Below are 14,190 nucleotides of genomic sequence, written 5' to 3'. Positions count from 1 at the left end.
CCCGGGCCCGCGCAGGGGCGGGCGCCTCAGCCGGTCGAGCCCACGTTGCGTCCGGCCACCGGCACGTCCAGCGGCCGGGCGAGGCCGACCACGCCCTCGTCGAGGCGCTGGAGGTGGCGCAGCACGCGGTAGGTGACGGTGCCGGAGCGCGGGGTGCCGGTGTCGTCCACGTCCAGGATCGAGGCGATGCTCGCGCCGGCGGTGACCTCGCCGCGGGTGTTCTCGTCCACCACCCGGGCGACGATGACGTCGATGTTGCGGGCGATGCGCCGGCCCGCCCGCTCCAGCCGCGGGTCGGCCGCGACGGTCTTGCTGTACGGCACCAGCTCGGCGGTCGCCGCGAGCGAACGGGCGTGGTACGCGCAGGTCTCCAGCAGCGCCACCAGGTAGCGGGCGGTCTGCCGGCGGACCCGCAGCGGCGTGATCGGGTGCGTCAGCGGCTGGGTGGAGGCGCGCAGGTCGTCCAGCGCGGTGTCCAGGTCCCGCGCCTTGTCCAGCAGGTCGACGGCGGGGCCGCCACTGAGCTGCTCCACCGCGGCCGACACCACGTCCCGCAGCCGCTCCAGCACCGTGCCCAGCAGTTCGTCCGTCCGGCTGTCGGTGTGCACCGGCAGCACCAGCACGGCCGCGATGATGCCGCAGGCCGCGCCGAGCGCCGTCTCCTCGATGCGCAGGATCAGCACGTCCAGGCTGTAGGTGTTCAGCAGCGTGTAGAGCAGGCCGAGCATCGCGGTGACGCAGAAGGACATCAGCGCGTACGACAGCGGGGCCGTGAAGAACATCCCGAAGATGAAGAGCAGGACCAGGCCGAACGCGAGCCAGGTGTTGTTGCCGACCAGCCCGGCGAGCGCCACACCGGCGACCACGCCGAGGACGGTGCCCACCAGCCGGCGGTACCCCTTGACCATGATCTCGCCCGTCGAGGCGGTGTTGAGGAAGACGACCCAGCAGGTCAGCACCGCCCAGTACCAGCGCTGGCTGGAGAGGAACTCGCCGCCGATGATGGCCAGCGTCGAACCCACCGCGACCTGGAACGCGGCCCGCGTGGTGGGCCGCCGCAGCCCGGTGCGCTCGTCGCCCGCCTTCTCCTCCGCCTCCTCGTCGAGGCCGGCCATGGCGACGTCCTCGGCGTCGAACTCCTCGCGGGAGCGGGCCGTCGCGGGGCTGTCGTCGGACTGGTCCTGCGGCCCGTCCAGCGCGAGGCGCAGACCCAGCACGGCGCGCGCGGCCTCACCGATGCCGCGGAAGACGTCCTGGGTGGCGGGGGAGGCCGTCGGCAGCTTCTCCTCGTCCCGGTAGCCGAGCAGCCGGTTCCGTACGTGGGCCACGGCCATGCCGCCCCCGCCCCCGGCGGGGCGTGCGATCAGCAGGTGCAGGGCGTTGAGGTCACGGCGCAGGGTGCCGGTCGTGGCGTCCTCGGTCGGCGTACGGTGCGCGGCGACCGGCACCGGCGCGTGCGGCAGGTGCAGCGTGATGGTGTCGGCGCGTTCGGAGCTGCGGGCGTTGAGCAGGGTGACGCCCAGCCGCTCGGCGGCGATCTCGGCGTCGGCGATGCGGCGCTGCAACCGGGCGGCGGTGGCCGCGTCCCGGGTGCCCTCCTCCAGCCGGCCCTGGATCATCAGGGCCGCCTCGTGCAGCCGGGCGGTGCGCTGCCGCAGGGTGTCCAGGACCTTGTCCAGCTCCTCCGGGGTGCTGTCCAGCAGCTCGACCTGGGCCGCCACCAGCTGCGCGAGCCGCGCCCGGAACGCCTCGCGGAGCCGTCCCAGCGTGCGTTGCGGGGTCTCCGGCACCACGGCGAACCGTACGACCGCGCTGCACGCGAACGCGACGGTCAGCGTCAGGTACAGCTCCGGCAGCGTGTCGACGGTGGCGCGGACGAACAGCGAGACGAAGTAGACCTGGAAGCCGATCAGGCCGAGCGCCGTGCCGCGGTCGCCGAACCTGCGGCCGTAGACCGCGCCGAAGATCAACAGGACGAAGAAGACGTCACCCGCGATGACCTGGGCGTGCAGCAGTGCCCCCAGCGACATCGAGGCGAGGGCGACGGGCAGCGCGCAGGCGAGCGTGACGGCCTGCCCGCGCACCTCCTTCTCCTTGATGGCGAAGGTGCCGACCATCGCCGCCATGGCGCCCGCCACCATGTGTGTGACGTCCGTGCCGAGCAGGGCGAGGACGGCGAGGGTCAGGGTGATCGCACCGACCGTCCGCAACCCCGCCATCAACCGCAGCAGTCCGGGGTCGGACGCCGCGAAACGGTCCCAGGTGCCGGTACGGGCCCGCCGTATCGCTGCCATCACGCTGCCGTACTCTCCCGTTGCTCGCCATGATCCATGGAGGCCCCAGCATCCCATGACCACCGCCTTGGTACCCAGGACCCGTCCGCGGGGAAGCCGAGGTCCGGGGGTTATTCGGGGGTTGTCCGGGGGCTGTCCGGGAGTTGTCCGGAGGCCGGCAGGCCGTCGCACAACTCGGCGACGAGCCCGCGCGCGTACTCCTCGTCCGTCTCCGGAAGGGAGAACACGACCCGGAAATAGAGCGGAGCGACCACGCGGTCCAGTACCCGGTCCAGGGACGGCGTCTCCTCGCCCCGCCGGGCCGCGGCCTCCAGCGCGGCCTGGAACCGTGTGCTGACCCGCTCCAGGCACTCCCGCAGGCCGGCCCTGCGGTCATCCACGTCCGGTGCCACCTCGGCGCGGAAGAACGCCACGCCGCCGGGCCGGGACAGGTCGGTGAGCGTCCACACCGCGGCGTGGCCGAGGTCGGCGCGCAGGTCGCCGAGGAGTTCCGGAGCCGCCTCGTCCTTGCGCTGGGCGGCCACGTCCGCCAGGAGCGCGGAAGTCGTGCCCCAGCGGCGGTAGACCGAGCTGGGGTTGACGCCGGCGCGGCGCGCCACCGCGGGGAGGGTCACCTTGTCGGCGCCGACTTCCTGCACGAGGTCGACCGTCGCCCGGTGCACGGCGGCGCGTACGCGGGCGCTCCGGCCGCCGGGCCGGGTGTCTTTGCTTTTGGCGGGCATGACTCCATCTTAAAGCAAAGAGTTGCGCTTTAAGGGTGCGCCTCTTTAGGCTGCCAAAAGCAAAGTTCATTGCTTTAAATCATTTCTTGGAGGATCCATGTCTCAGCACGAGGCCGCCCACCGGCTCGGCGAGCAGTTCCACGCCTTCCTCACCGCCGGAGACTGGGCCGGCATCCGGACGCTGCTCACCGACGACGTCACCTGGACGCTGCCGGGTGACAACACCGTCTCCGGCACGGCGCGCGGCGCGGACGAGGTCGTGGAGCGGGCGAAGAAGATCGCCTCGTACGGCCTGCGCTTCGAGTTGCTGCACATCCTCGTCAGCCGCGAGAACATGGCGCTGTCCCTGCACAACACCGCTCAGCGGGACGACGTCAAGCTGGACGAGTACCTGAGCACCGTCTGCCGCCTGCGCGACGGCAGGATAGCGAGCATCGAGACGTACCTGTCCGACGTCCCCGGCATGAACGCCTTCTTCGTCTGAGGCCGTTGAGGGGCGAGCGCCGCGGCGGCGGTGACCGCACCGGCCGCGCGCCGCGGCCCGGCGGGCGCCGCCGCGGCGCCTCTTGCCGCCTCGATCGATCGTGTTAGGTTAGCCTTACCTTACTGAGATCGGGGTGGGTCATGCCGATACCGGAACCGCTCGCCGGCGCGACATGCGTCCCGTCGTCCGCGTGCCCCCGCGCCCTGCCGCTCACCGCGGCCCAGCGCGAGGTGTGGGAGACGCGGCACGGCCCGGAGGATCCGGCGTACCAAAGCGCCGAGTACCGGGAGATCCACGGCCCGTTGGAACCCCGGTTGTTCGCGCAGGCGCTCCAGCGCACGGTCGGCGAGGCGAGCGCGCTGCGTATGCGGTTCTTCGTCACGACTGACGGGCCCCGGCAGTGCGCGCGCGTCATCGAGGCGCCGGGCAAGGGCTTCCCCCTGCACCGCGCGGACCTGCGCGACCGGCCGGATCCGGACGCCGAGGCGCAACGCTGGATGGCGGCGGACCTGGCCCGCCCGTTCCCGCCGGACGGCCCGTACTTCCGGTACGCGCTGTTCCGGGTGGGGGAGGACCGCTGGCTCTGGTACCGACGCATCCACCACCTCGTCGTGGACGACTTCGGGCGCGACCTCCTCGTCCGGCGGACCGCCGAGGTGTACGACGCGCTCGCCGCCGGCCTGCGCCCTCCGGACAGCCCCTTCGGCCGCCTCTCGGCACTGATCGCGGACGAGGCGGCGTACGGCGCGTCCGACCGGTACACGGCCGACCGGGTCCATTGGTCCGCCACCCTGGGCGACCGCCCCGTGCCGCCCGTGCTCGCGGGCCGCACCGCGCCGCCCGCCCGCACGGCCCTCCGTGACGACGTGGCCGTACCCGGTCATCTCGCCCGAAGAATCGGCCGGTTGTCGGCGGACCTGGACGCCTCCCGGGCCGAGGTGCTCACCGCCGCGCTGGGGCTGCATGTCGCGCGCACCACGGGCGCGACCGACGTCCTGCTCGGCGTGCCGATGTCCGGCCGCACCGGACCGACGGCGCTGAGCGTCCCCGGCGTGCTGCGCACCGTACTCCCGCTGCGTCTGACGGTGCGTCCGCACGACACCTTCGCGACGCTGATCCGGCAGACCGTCCTCGGCCTCCGGGCCGCCCGGCGCCACCAGCGCTACCCCCTGGCCGACCTCCGGCGCGACCTCGGACGGAGCGCTACGGGGCCGGCCCTGGTGGGCCCGATCGTCGCGGCACGGGAGCCCGGTGACGACATCCTCCTCGCAGGCGCGCCCACGGTCGCCCACCCCCTCACCGACGGGCCCGTCCACGACCTCGCCGTGACCCTCTGCGACGGCGGTTCGGAGCTGCGCATCGCCTGCGCCGCCCACCCGGGGCTCTACACGGCGGTGCGCCTGCGGACGCATGTGGCGGGCCTGTTCGACGTGGTGGCGGAGTGCGGCCCGCACACCCCGCTCGGTGTGCCGGGCCGCGCCGCCCGCGCCGGCCGGCGGCCGCTCAGCGGTGCCCGGGCGCGCCGCTGACGGCGGGGGCCGGGCGAAGCCCGCCGGCCGCCCGGCCACCCGGCGTACTGCCCAGTGCGTAGAGCCGTTCGGCCACGTCACACACCCAATCCGGTGCCCGGCAGCCGCCGTCGGGGTGCCGCCGCGGGGCGCCGGGCGCGGTGTCCGGCAGTTCCTCGTGCACCACGGAGCGGCCGTGTGCCGCGTACAGCGAGGTCGTGCACAGCGTCCGGCCCGCGGCCAGGTGCAGCAGGCAGGCGTCGAGCCGGCCGCAGGCCCGGGCGAGCACCCGCAGGGCGTCGAGTTCGCCGCGGACGGCCCGTGGCCCGGAGGGCGGCTCGCCCGGGCCGGGCCGGGCGTCGCAGTGCGCGACCACGGCGGGTCGCGTGCGCAGCAGGGTGGTCTGCACGGCCGCCGCGTCGCCGAGGTCGAGGTCGTCCCGGCCCAGCGGCAGGAACCGCTGGCCGTTCGCGCGCAGCAGCGCGCACAGCCCGCGCCCGACCTCGCCGTCCGCTCCGGTCACCAGCCAGCAGCTCATCGCGCGCCTCCCGAGCGGCCGCACTCGGCGAGCAGCCGGCCGGTCAGCTCGGCGGCGGTCAGTTCGGCCCCGTCGCCGAGGTCGTGGACCTGTCCGGCCGCGCCGCCGTCGAGTGTCAGCCGCAACGCCCGGTAGTGGTCGTAGACGTAGACGAACCGGGTCACCCCGGCGTGCACGGCCGACCGGAGGAGGGTGCGGGTGCCCGGCAGGTCGGAGCCGGTGCGGGCCGCTTCGGGTTCTTCGGCGAGGTGGACGACGAGCTCGTGGTGGCGCATCAGTTCCTGTACCAACGGGCCGTCGTGGACGTCGCCGGGTACGTGGTCGACGCAGGCCCGGCCGGCGAAGGGCGGTGGCCCGGCGGGGCCGCGGCCGGCGGACGGGTCGAGCACGGTGACGGCGCGCGGGGCGCTCACAGGGGTGGCGGACAGCAGTGCCCTGAGAAAGGGCGAGCCGGTGAATCCGGCGCGGCCGGTGACGAGCAGACGCATGGGCGGCCTCCCGGGCGGGACAAATCCGTAGGACCAATGAAGTTAGCTTAGGCTAACCTAACTATGTATGGTCGCGGCAGGGCGGTCACAGGGGCCGCCCGCCGCTCAGGAAAGCGGGAAAGATGTACGTCCTCGTCGGTCCCGGCGCTCAGGACTCGCGGCCGTTCCGCACGGCCGGTCCCTGCGTCGAACGCCTCGCCGCCCGGCTCGCCACCGCCGCCACCGAAGCCGAACGCGGCGCCCTGCTCGCCGCGTTCTGGGCGGACGCCGAACGGCGCGGCACGCCCCTGATCGAAGAGGCCGCGGGGGAGTCCGGCGACCGCGCGGTGACGTTCCTCTGGCGCGGCCACCGGGCCACCGGCCATGTACTGCTGCTCGCCGACGGCCTCACCGACCACGACGACCTGACCGGCTCGCTGCTGGACCGACTGCCCGGCACCGACGTCTGGCACCTGACGTACCTGCTGCGCGCCGGCAGCCGCGGGTCGTACAAGCTGGCCGCCGACATCTCGCCCGGCGGCCCGCCCGCCGACCCCCGCCGCCTCCGGCAGCGCTTGCGCGCCCTGTGCGTGTTCGCCGACGCCGACCCACTCAACAGGTGCACGGTAGAAGTGGGTTGGGGGGCGGAAGACGGATCCTCCTACGTCCTGCCCGGCGGCCCCGGGTGACGCGGCGCCCCGTCCGCCGGGCCTGTGTCGTTACCGGACAACGCGGCGCTGGTACGGGCCGCGCGCGGTGCGGGCCGCCGGGCGGCGGTGACGGCTGTGCCCTGCCGGTGGTCCGGGCCGGCCGGCGGCCGGCTCAGCTTCGGCCCAGCAGTGCCGCGGAGAGACCGCACAGGGCCGTGATGAGGTCCTGGCCGAGCTGGCGCCAGCGGGCCTCCGTCTCGGAACGGTCGATCCGGCCGTTCGCCAGGTCGTGCTCCAGCTCGGCGAAGGCGTGCACGCTGAGCTGGCGCACCATCGCGTTGTGCCGCTGGAGCAGGCCGGGATCGACGTCCTTCCGCCGCACCGCGCCGTAGGTGTCCAGGATGCGGTGCGACGGGGTGTTCAGGTGCTCCTGGATCACGTACGCGCGCAGCGCCGGCTCGACGAGCGCCTGGGCGAAGAACCGGGCGCCCCAGGTCGGCCCCGGGGCCTCGATGTGGTACTCGACGCCCGGCATGATGAGGCACGTGAAGTGCTCCTCCAGGGACACCGTCCGCTCGGTGCCGAGCGCCTCGACCATCGCGATGCGCCGCTCCTCGATGACGTCCGTGTAGCGCGACAGGATCGCCTTGATGAGCTCGTCGCGGCCGTGGAAGTGGTACTGCACGGCGGAGTTGTTGCGCTGGCCGGCCGCCTCGCTGATCTGCCGTACGGAGACGTTCGCGAAGCCCCTTTCGGCATAGAGCCGCTCCGCGGTGCGCATCAGCTTGTTCCGTGCGAGCACCGAGCGGGGGGACGGCGAGGCGGCCGGCGCGGTCGTGTTCATTCCGCGAGTCGGATGGCTCCGGTCGGGCACCCCGCGGCCGCGGCGCGCACGTCTTCGAAGTCCTCCGTCGACGGCGCCTCTTCCAGCAACATCACGACGCCGTCCTCCTCCCGCTGGTCGAACACCCGGTCGGCCCTGAGGACGCACAGTCCGCTGCCGCAGCACGCGTCCTGGTCCACGGTGATCTTCATGCTACCTCCTCGCTCCCTGCCGTCCGGTGGTGCGCCGCGTCACCACGTGACCCACAGTTCCTGCAGACCACCGGCCGCCACGCCCTCGCGCTGGCGCAGCTGTTCCGGAGTGTCCCGCAGCCGCAGGCCGGGCAGCCGGCGGGCGAAGGTGTCCAGTACGACCTTCAGCTCCACCCGGGCCAGCGTCTGGCCGACGCAGAAGTGCGGCCCGGCACCGAAGGTGACGTGCTGACTGCTGTTGTCGCGGTGCGCGTCGAAGCGGTCGGGCTCGGGGAACTTGCGCGCGTCCCGGTTGGCGGCCGCCAGGTTGACCAGCAGGCTGCTGCCCGAGCCGACCGGCTCCCCGCCGACCTCGATGTCCTCGGTGATGAAGCGGGGGATGCCCACACCGGCGAGGGGGTCCATCCGCAGGCACTCCTCCACGGTGCCGGTGACCAGCTCCGGGTCGGCGACCACGGCCTCGTACCGCTCCCGCTCGGACAGCAGCAGCGCCGTCATCTTCAGGATCATGTTCGAGGTGGTCTCGTGCCCCGCGAGCAGCAGTCCGCGCGCGGTGGAGACCAACTCCTCGTGGCTGAGCCGGCCGTCCTGGCTGTCGGATATCTGGGTCAGCTCACTGAGCAGGTCGTCACCGGGGTGCGCGCGCTTCTGCTCCACCAGGTCCGACGCGTAGTCCATGAAGGCCTGCTGTGCGGCGTCGACCTCGTCCTGCGAGTACTTGGTGAGCGTCAGTGCCACCTCGGACCAGTACGCGAACTTCTCCTGGTCCTCGCTCGGCGCGCCCAGCAGCGCGCAGATGACGCGGACGGGCAGCGGCAGCGCCAGCTCCTGCCGGAGGTCGACCGGGGCTCCCTTGGCGAGCATGGCGTCGATCAGCTCGTCCGCCATCTCCTGGACGCGGGGCCGCCAGGCCTCCATCTTCTTCACGGTGAACGCCCGGCTGAGCAGCCGCCGCCACCGCTGGTGCCCGGGGCCCTCCTGGATGTCGGCGGTGCCGGCGGTGGTCCGGCTGAACAGGCCGCCGTCCTCGGTGTTGGACAGGCGGGCCGCGCCCTTGCGGGACAGGTCGCGGCTGAACCGCGGGTCGGCGAGCAGGGTACGGACCTCGTCGTACCCGGTCAGCAGGCCCACGACGTCGCCGCTGGGCATCCGCACGTGCGCGACCGGGCACTTGGACCGGCTCTCGGCCCATTCGCGCGGCGGCTCCAACACGTGGGGCTGGTCGAACGGGTAGTCAGGGATCGGTGTGGCCTCGTCGGTCATGGGGGGCTCCTCCGGGCGTCGGCTTCCCGGCCACCGTAAGACGCGTGTCTTACTAAGACAATCGTCTTAAGTTGATTGGCCGATATTGCCTCCCCGTGCGGCCCCGCACCTGGATCGCGAATTGGTGTAGACGCGGCCCCGTACCTGGATCGCGATTGGTGTAGACCTTGTCGCCGCCTCGCGGTCGCCCTATGCTCCGGGCCAGTTGTGCAGAGCGAAACGTTCATTGCGTATATTGCAACGCTCGATCCGTAGGGGAATCGATGAAGCCGTTCGCCCGAATAGCCGCTCCGCTGGCCGCACTTGCCCTCGCCGGCCTCACCGTCACCGCCTGCGCGCCCCAGACCTCCGGGAGCCGGGCACCCGAGGACGAGAAGAGCGGGACCCTTCGCGTGTGGCTGTTCCGCGAGGTCGGCAACAAGCCCAAGGAGAAGGTGGTCGACGCGGCCGTCGCCGCCTTCGAGAAGCAGCACAAGGGCACCGACGTCCAGGTCGAGTACATCCCGGTCGACACCCGCGCCCAGCGCATCAAGGCCGCCTTCAACGACCCCGAGAGCGCGCCGGACCTCATCGAGTACGGCAACACGGACACCGCCGGCTACGTCCGGGACGGCGGACTCGCCGACGTCACCACCGAGTTCAAGGCCTGGGACGATGCCGCGGACGCCGACCCCACCGCACAGCAGTCGGTGACCGTCGACGGCAAGGTCTACGGTGCGCCGTTCTTCGTCGGCGTCCGCGCGCTGTACTACCGCACCGACGTTCTGAACGACCTGAACATCGAGCCGCCGCGCTCGCAGGACGAACTGATCTCCGCCGCGAAGAAGGTGCACAAGGCCAGACCCGGGCTCTACGGCCTCGCGGTCGGCGGCGCGTACACCTACGGCGCCCTGCCCTTCCTCTGGGCCAACGGCGGCGAACTCGCGGTGCGGAAGGACGGTACCTACAAGGCGGCCGTCAACACCCCGCAGGCCCGCAAGGGCATCGCCGCGTACGCCTCGCTCTTCGGGGACGCCAACTGCCCGGCCGACAAGTGCGCTTCGCTGGGCGGCAACGCCACCGTCACCGCCTTCACCTCGGGCAAGGCCGCCATGGCGATCGGCGGCGATTTCAGCCACGCCGCCGTCGAAGCGAGCAAGGTCAAGGGCAGGTACGCGGTCGTCCCGCTGCCCGGCGTGAGGAAGAACTCCATCGCCCCGGCCTTCGCCGGCGGCAACAACATCGGCGTCCTGAAGAGCACCTCGCACCGCACCCTGGCCGTCGACCTGATGAAGTCGCTGGCCGGCAAGGACTCCCAGCGCCGGCTGTTCGACGCCATGGGCTTCCTGCCCACCTACACCGACGTGCTCGACGAGGCGGCGGAGAAGGAACCGTTCGTCGAGCCGTTCGTGAAGACCCTGCACGCCGGGGCCAAATCCGTGCCCGCCTCGCCCGCCTGGGGCCAGATCGACGCCTCGCTGATCCTCCCCACCATGTTCCAGGAGATCGTCAGCGGCCGTAAGGGAGTGGGCCGGGCCTCCGACGACGCGGCCGGCAAGATGGACGCCGCGTTCACCGCCGCGCAGTGAGGACCGCGCCTTTGACCGCCGCACGCCTGCGCCACCCTCGCTGGACGCCCTGGCTCTATCTGCTGCCCGCGCTCGCCGTACTCGTCGCGCTGCTCGTCTATCCGATCTACCAGCTCGGCCTGATCTCCTTCCTGGAGTACACCCAGGCCCAGGTCAGCGGCGGGCAGCCGACCTCCTTCCAGGGGCTCGCCAACTACGCGACGCTGTTCGGCGACGGTGAGTTCTGGCGGGTGCTGCTCGCCACCGTGCTGTTCGCCGCCGCCTGCGTGCTCTCCACCCTGCTCGTCGGCTGCGCCCTCGCCGTCCTGCTGACCCGCGTCCGGGCGCTGCCCCGGCTCCTCCTGATGCTGGCCGCGCTCGGCGCCTGGGCCACCCCCGCCATCACCGGCTCCACCGTCTGGGTCTTCCTCTTCGACCCCGACTTCGGCCCGGTCAACCGGGTGCTCGGGCTCGGGGACTTCTCCTGGACGTACGGGCGCTACAGCGCCTTCGCACTTGTCCTCTTCGAAGTCGTCTGGTGCTCGTTCCCCTTCGTGATGGTGACCGTCTACGCCGGAATCCGCGCGATCCCTTCCGAAGTGCTGGAGGCCGCCGCGCTGGACGGCGCCTCGCAGTGGCGTACCTGGCGCTCCGTCATGGCGCCGATGCTCCGGCCGATCCTCCTCGTTGTCACCATCCAGTCGATCATCTGGGACTTCAAGATCTTCACCCAGATCTACGTGATGACGAACGGCGGCGGCATCGCCCGGCAGAACCTCGTGCTCAACGTCTACGCGTACCAGAAGGCGTTCGCCTCCTCGCAGTACAGCCTCGGCTCGGCGATCGGCGTGGTGATGCTGCTGATCCTGCTCGCCGTCACGCTGGTCCACCTGCGCATCGTGCGACGCCAGGGGGAGGAACTGTGAGCCCGCCCGGAACGTTCCACATGCGTAGTCCCCGCGCCCGTCGTCTCCGCATCCGACGGCCCGGCCGGCTCGCCGCCGAGGCCGCCGCCGTCCTCATCGCCGCCCTCGTCGCCTTCCCGCTGTACTGGATGGTGCTCTCGGCCTTCAAACCGGCCGGCGAGATCCAGTCCACCGAGCCACGCCCCTGGACCCTCGACCCTTCCCTCGACGCCTTCCGGCGCGTCTTCGCGCAGCAGGACTTCGGCCGGTACTTCCTCAACAGCCTGCTCGTGGCGGGCACGGTCGTCGTCGCCTCCGCGCTGATCGCCTTCCTGGCCGCCGTCGCGGTCACCCGCTTCCGCTTCCGGTTCCGCACCACCCTGCTGATCATGTTCCTGGTGGCACAGATGGTGCCGGTCGAGGCGCTGACCATCCCGCTGTTCTTCCTCATGCGCGACTTCGGCCAGCTCAACACCCTCGGCTCGCTGATCCTGCCGCACCTCGCCTTCTCGCTGCCGTTCGCCATCTGGATGCTGCGCGGCTTCGTCAAGGCGGTGCCCGAGGCCCTGGAGGAACAGGCCGCCATCGACGGCGCGAGCCGCGCCCGCTTCCTGTGGCGCATCCTCTTCCCGCTGGTCTTCCCCGGCCTGGCCGCGACCAGCGTCTTCTCCTTCATCTCCACCTGGAACGACTTCCTGTTCGCGAAGTCGTTCCTCATCAGCGACGTCTCTCAGTCCACACTGCCCATGGCACTGCTGGTCTTCTTCAAGCCCGACGAGAACGACTGGGGCGGAATCATGGCCGCCTCCACGGTGATGACCGTCCCGGTCCTGGTCTTCTTCGTACTCGTACAGCGCCGCCTGGTCTCCGGGCTCGGCGGCGCGGTCAAGGACTGATTCCATGAAGCGTTCGACGACCGGCACCACGCACCCCGCACTCCTCCCCGCACCCGTGCACATGGACGCCGCCCCAGGCGCCGGCTGCACGCTGGACGCCGGCACCGCACTCGCGGCCGGCCCCGGCACCGCGACCACCGAACGGTGGTTGCGCACCACCCTGGGCGGCGCGCTCGACCTGCCGCTGCCGCCCGGCCGCGCCGGTGCGCCCGGCACGATCACCCTCACCGTCAACCCCGAACTCCCCGCGGAGCACTACCGGCTCGACACCGTCGACGGCTCCGTACGGATCACCGGTGGCGACCCGGCCGGCGTCTTCTGGGGCGCCCAGACCCTGCGCCAACTCCTCGGCCCCGACGCCTTCCGCCGCGCGCCCATCGCCCCCGAAGGGGGCCGGAGCCTGCCCGCCGTACGGATCGAGGACGGGCCCCGGTTCGGCTGGCGCGGCCTGATGCTCGACGTGGCGCGGCACTTCCTGCCCAAGGACGACGTCCTGCGCTGTCTCGACCTGCTCGCCGCGCACAAGCTGAACGTCTTCCACTTCCACCTCACCGACGATCAGGGCTGGCGTATCGAGATCGAGCGGTACCCGCGCCTGACCGAGATCGGGTCCTGGCGCCCGCGGACCAAGTGGGGCCACCGCGCTTCGGAGCTGTGGGACGAGACGCCGCACGGCGGGTACTACACGCAGGACGACATCCGAGAGATCGTCGCCTACGCCGCCGCACGGCACATCCGCGTCGTCCCGGAGATCGACATACCCGGCCACTCGCAGGCCGCCATCGCCGCCTACCCGGAATTGGGCAATACCGACGCCGTCGACACCTCGGCGCTGGAGGTCTGGGACAGCTGGGGCGTCAGCCCGCACCTCCTCGCGCCGACCGACGCCACCCTGCGCTTCTACGAAGGCGTCCTGGAGGAGGTGCTCGACCTCTTCCCGGTGGAGGTCTCACCCTTCGTGCACCTCGGCGGCGACGAGTGCCCCAAGGACGAATGGCGGCGCTCCCCGACGGCCCAGGCGCGGATCGCGGACCTCGGCCTGGCCGACGAGGACGCCCTCCAGTCCTGGTTCCTCCGCCACTTCGACGACTGGCTGACCGCCCGCGGACGCCGCCTCATCGGCTGGGACGAGATCCTGGAAGGCGGCCTCCCCGGGAGCGCGGCGGTCTCCTCCTGGCGCGGCTATGCGGGCGGCGTCGCCGCCGCCGAGGCCGGGCACGACGTCGTGATGTGCCCCGAGCAGCAGGTGTATCTGGACCACCGGCAACACGGCGGCCCCGACGAGCCGATGCCCATCGGCTACGTCCGCACCCTGGAGGACGTGTACCGGTTCGAACCCCTGCCGCCGGGGCTCTCTCCCGAGGCGGCCCGCCACGTACTGGGCACCCAGGCCAACGTCTGGACCGAGGTCATGCAGAACCGCGCCCGCGTCGACTACCAGGTCTTCCCCCGGCTCGCGGCGTTCGCCGAGGTCGCCTGGTCGCGGCTCCCGGCGCCGGCGGAGCGGGACTACGCCGCGTTCGAGACCCGTATGACCGCCCATTACGCCCGCCTGGACGCCCTCGGCGTCGACTACCGCCCGCCCGGCGGCCCGCTGCCCCGGCAGCGCCGCCCCGGCGTACTCGGCCGCCCGATCGACGGCGTGCCGCCGCAGAGGTAAGGCGCTCGTCCACGGTCGACCGAGGAAGCACCACCGCCGTGCCCGTCGCCGGCCTCCCTCAGCGCCGGCAGGGCTTCCGGCGGCGTCGGTCGGGTCGACGCCTGACCTCGCGGCACCTGGTGGCCGGTCAGAAGCGGAATCCCATACGGGCAGAGGTGGGCATGAATCGGCCCATCATGAGCGGGTGTTCAATCAGCTTTGCTGCGGCATCGAAGTTATCC

At 72.1% G+C, this 14,190-nt stretch carries 14 protein-coding genes; 7 read left to right on the top strand and 7 right to left on the bottom strand.

Annotated features, from left to right (window positions below):
• Window positions 1-26: 26 nt before the first annotated feature.
• Together IF20_RS26810 and IF20_RS26805 are read right to left on the bottom strand one after the other, a co-directional pair.
• Complete coding sequence (locus IF20_RS26810) at window positions 27-2,294, bottom strand: FUSC family protein (protein WP_052867914.1); 2,268 nt, start codon at window positions 2,292-2,294, stop codon at window positions 27-29.
• A 110-nt stretch (window positions 2,295-2,404) separates the two neighbouring features.
• Window positions 2,405-3,016: a TetR/AcrR family transcriptional regulator gene (locus tag IF20_RS26805; protein WP_052867913.1), complete on the bottom strand. Its 612-nt coding sequence runs from the start codon at window positions 3,014-3,016 to the stop codon at window positions 2,405-2,407.
• 97 nt (window positions 3,017-3,113) lie between these two features.
• On the opposite strand from IF20_RS26805, the gene IF20_RS26800 reads away from it, so the two are divergent.
• Both IF20_RS26800 and IF20_RS26795 read left to right on the top strand, forming a co-directional pair.
• Window positions 3,114-3,500: a nuclear transport factor 2 family protein gene (locus tag IF20_RS26800; protein ID WP_052867912.1), complete on the top strand. Its 387-nt coding sequence runs from the start codon at window positions 3,114-3,116 to the stop codon at window positions 3,498-3,500.
• A gap of 140 nt (window positions 3,501-3,640) precedes the next feature.
• Window positions 3,641-5,029: a condensation domain-containing protein gene (locus IF20_RS26795; RefSeq protein WP_052867911.1), complete on the top strand. Its 1,389-nt coding sequence runs from the start codon at window positions 3,641-3,643 to the stop codon at window positions 5,027-5,029.
• On the opposite strand, the gene IF20_RS26790 is transcribed toward IF20_RS26795, so the two are convergent.
• Together IF20_RS26790 and IF20_RS26785 are read right to left on the bottom strand one after the other, a co-directional pair.
• Window positions 5,004-5,546: a sugar nucleotide-binding protein gene (locus tag IF20_RS26790; RefSeq protein ID WP_052867910.1), complete on the bottom strand. Its 543-nt coding sequence runs from the start codon at window positions 5,544-5,546 to the stop codon at window positions 5,004-5,006. The genes IF20_RS26795 and IF20_RS26790 overlap by 26 nt on opposite strands.
• Complete coding sequence (locus IF20_RS26785; RefSeq protein WP_052867909.1) at window positions 5,543-6,034, bottom strand: NAD-dependent epimerase/dehydratase family protein; 492 nt, start codon at window positions 6,032-6,034, stop codon at window positions 5,543-5,545. The genes IF20_RS26790 and IF20_RS26785 overlap by 4 nt, the downstream gene beginning before the upstream one ends.
• A gap of 122 nt (window positions 6,035-6,156) precedes the next feature.
• Here IF20_RS26785 and IF20_RS26780 point away from each other — a divergent pair, with 122 nt between their 5' ends.
• Complete coding sequence (locus IF20_RS26780) at window positions 6,157-6,702, top strand: enterochelin esterase domain-containing protein (protein ID WP_052867908.1); 546 nt, start codon at window positions 6,157-6,159, stop codon at window positions 6,700-6,702.
• Window positions 6,703-6,835: 133 nt separating this feature from the next.
• Here IF20_RS26780 and IF20_RS26775 read toward each other — a convergent pair whose 3' ends face one another.
• From IF20_RS26775 to IF20_RS26765, 3 genes are read right to left on the bottom strand one after another with little or no spacing between them, the layout of a single operon-like run.
• Complete coding sequence (locus IF20_RS26775; protein WP_052867907.1) at window positions 6,836-7,507, bottom strand: TetR/AcrR family transcriptional regulator; 672 nt, start codon at window positions 7,505-7,507, stop codon at window positions 6,836-6,838.
• The gene (locus IF20_RS26770; protein WP_052867906.1) at window positions 7,504-7,698 is read right to left on the bottom strand and encodes a ferredoxin; all 195 of its coding nucleotides are present in this window, start codon (window positions 7,696-7,698) and stop codon (window positions 7,504-7,506) included. The genes IF20_RS26775 and IF20_RS26770 overlap by 4 nt, the downstream gene beginning before the upstream one ends.
• A gap of 39 nt (window positions 7,699-7,737) precedes the next feature.
• Complete coding sequence (locus IF20_RS26765) at window positions 7,738-8,961, bottom strand: cytochrome P450 (RefSeq protein ID WP_052867905.1); 1,224 nt, start codon at window positions 8,959-8,961, stop codon at window positions 7,738-7,740.
• Between the two features lie 263 nt (window positions 8,962-9,224).
• Here IF20_RS26765 and IF20_RS26760 point away from each other — a divergent pair, with 263 nt between their 5' ends.
• The 4 genes from IF20_RS26760 to IF20_RS26745 are packed head-to-tail and all read left to right on the top strand — an operon-like array spanning window position 9,225 to window position 13,969.
• The gene (locus tag IF20_RS26760; protein WP_052867904.1) at window positions 9,225-10,529 is read left to right on the top strand and encodes an extracellular solute-binding protein; all 1,305 of its coding nucleotides are present in this window, start codon (window positions 9,225-9,227) and stop codon (window positions 10,527-10,529) included.
• Between the two features lie 11 nt (window positions 10,530-10,540).
• Window positions 10,541-11,434 carry a carbohydrate ABC transporter permease gene (locus IF20_RS26755; RefSeq protein WP_234426831.1) on the top strand — a complete coding sequence of 298 codons (894 nt, stop codon included), beginning with the start codon at window positions 10,541-10,543 and terminating at the stop codon, window positions 11,432-11,434.
• Between the two features lie 20 nt (window positions 11,435-11,454).
• Window positions 11,455-12,309, top strand: a complete 855-nt coding sequence (locus tag IF20_RS26750; RefSeq protein WP_052867903.1) for a carbohydrate ABC transporter permease — start codon at window positions 11,455-11,457, stop codon at window positions 12,307-12,309.
• Window positions 12,310-12,313: 4 nt separating this feature from the next.
• Complete coding sequence (locus tag IF20_RS26745; RefSeq protein ID WP_110944581.1) at window positions 12,314-13,969, top strand: beta-N-acetylhexosaminidase; 1,656 nt, start codon at window positions 12,314-12,316, stop codon at window positions 13,967-13,969.
• Window positions 13,970-14,190 lie beyond the last annotated feature (221 nt).

The sequence above is a fragment of the Streptomyces niger genome, from assembly GCF_000718305.1.
Classification (GTDB): Bacteria; Actinomycetota; Actinomycetes; order Streptomycetales; family Streptomycetaceae; genus Streptomyces; species Streptomyces niger.
The sequence above is the reverse complement of the archived record's forward strand: the minus strand, read 5'-3'. Positions and strand labels throughout refer to the sequence as shown.

Coding starts and splice junctions, on each gene's coding strand:
- IF20_RS26810 (WP_052867914.1), bottom strand. CDS start 2,294: ATGGCAGCGATACGGCGGGCCCGTACCGGCACCTGGGACCGTTTCGCG.
- IF20_RS26805 (WP_052867913.1), bottom strand. CDS start 3,016: ATGCCCGCCAAAAGCAAAGACACCCGGCCCGGCGGCCGGAGCGCCCGC.
- IF20_RS26800 (WP_052867912.1), top strand. CDS start 3,114: ATGTCTCAGCACGAGGCCGCCCACCGGCTCGGCGAGCAGTTCCACGCC.
- IF20_RS26795 (WP_052867911.1), top strand. CDS start 3,641: ATGCCGATACCGGAACCGCTCGCCGGCGCGACATGCGTCCCGTCGTCC.
- IF20_RS26790 (WP_052867910.1), bottom strand. CDS start 5,546: ATGAGCTGCTGGCTGGTGACCGGAGCGGACGGCGAGGTCGGGCGCGGG.
- IF20_RS26785 (WP_052867909.1), bottom strand. CDS start 6,034: ATGCGTCTGCTCGTCACCGGCCGCGCCGGATTCACCGGCTCGCCCTTT.
- IF20_RS26780 (WP_052867908.1), top strand. CDS start 6,157: ATGTACGTCCTCGTCGGTCCCGGCGCTCAGGACTCGCGGCCGTTCCGC.
- IF20_RS26775 (WP_052867907.1), bottom strand. CDS start 7,507: ATGAACACGACCGCGCCGGCCGCCTCGCCGTCCCCCCGCTCGGTGCTC.
- IF20_RS26770 (WP_052867906.1), bottom strand. CDS start 7,698: ATGAAGATCACCGTGGACCAGGACGCGTGCTGCGGCAGCGGACTGTGC.
- IF20_RS26765 (WP_052867905.1), bottom strand. CDS start 8,961: ATGACCGACGAGGCCACACCGATCCCTGACTACCCGTTCGACCAGCCC.
- IF20_RS26760 (WP_052867904.1), top strand. CDS start 9,225: ATGAAGCCGTTCGCCCGAATAGCCGCTCCGCTGGCCGCACTTGCCCTC.
- IF20_RS26750 (WP_052867903.1), top strand. CDS start 11,455: ATGCGTAGTCCCCGCGCCCGTCGTCTCCGCATCCGACGGCCCGGCCGG.
- IF20_RS26745 (WP_110944581.1), top strand. CDS start 12,314: ATGAAGCGTTCGACGACCGGCACCACGCACCCCGCACTCCTCCCCGCA.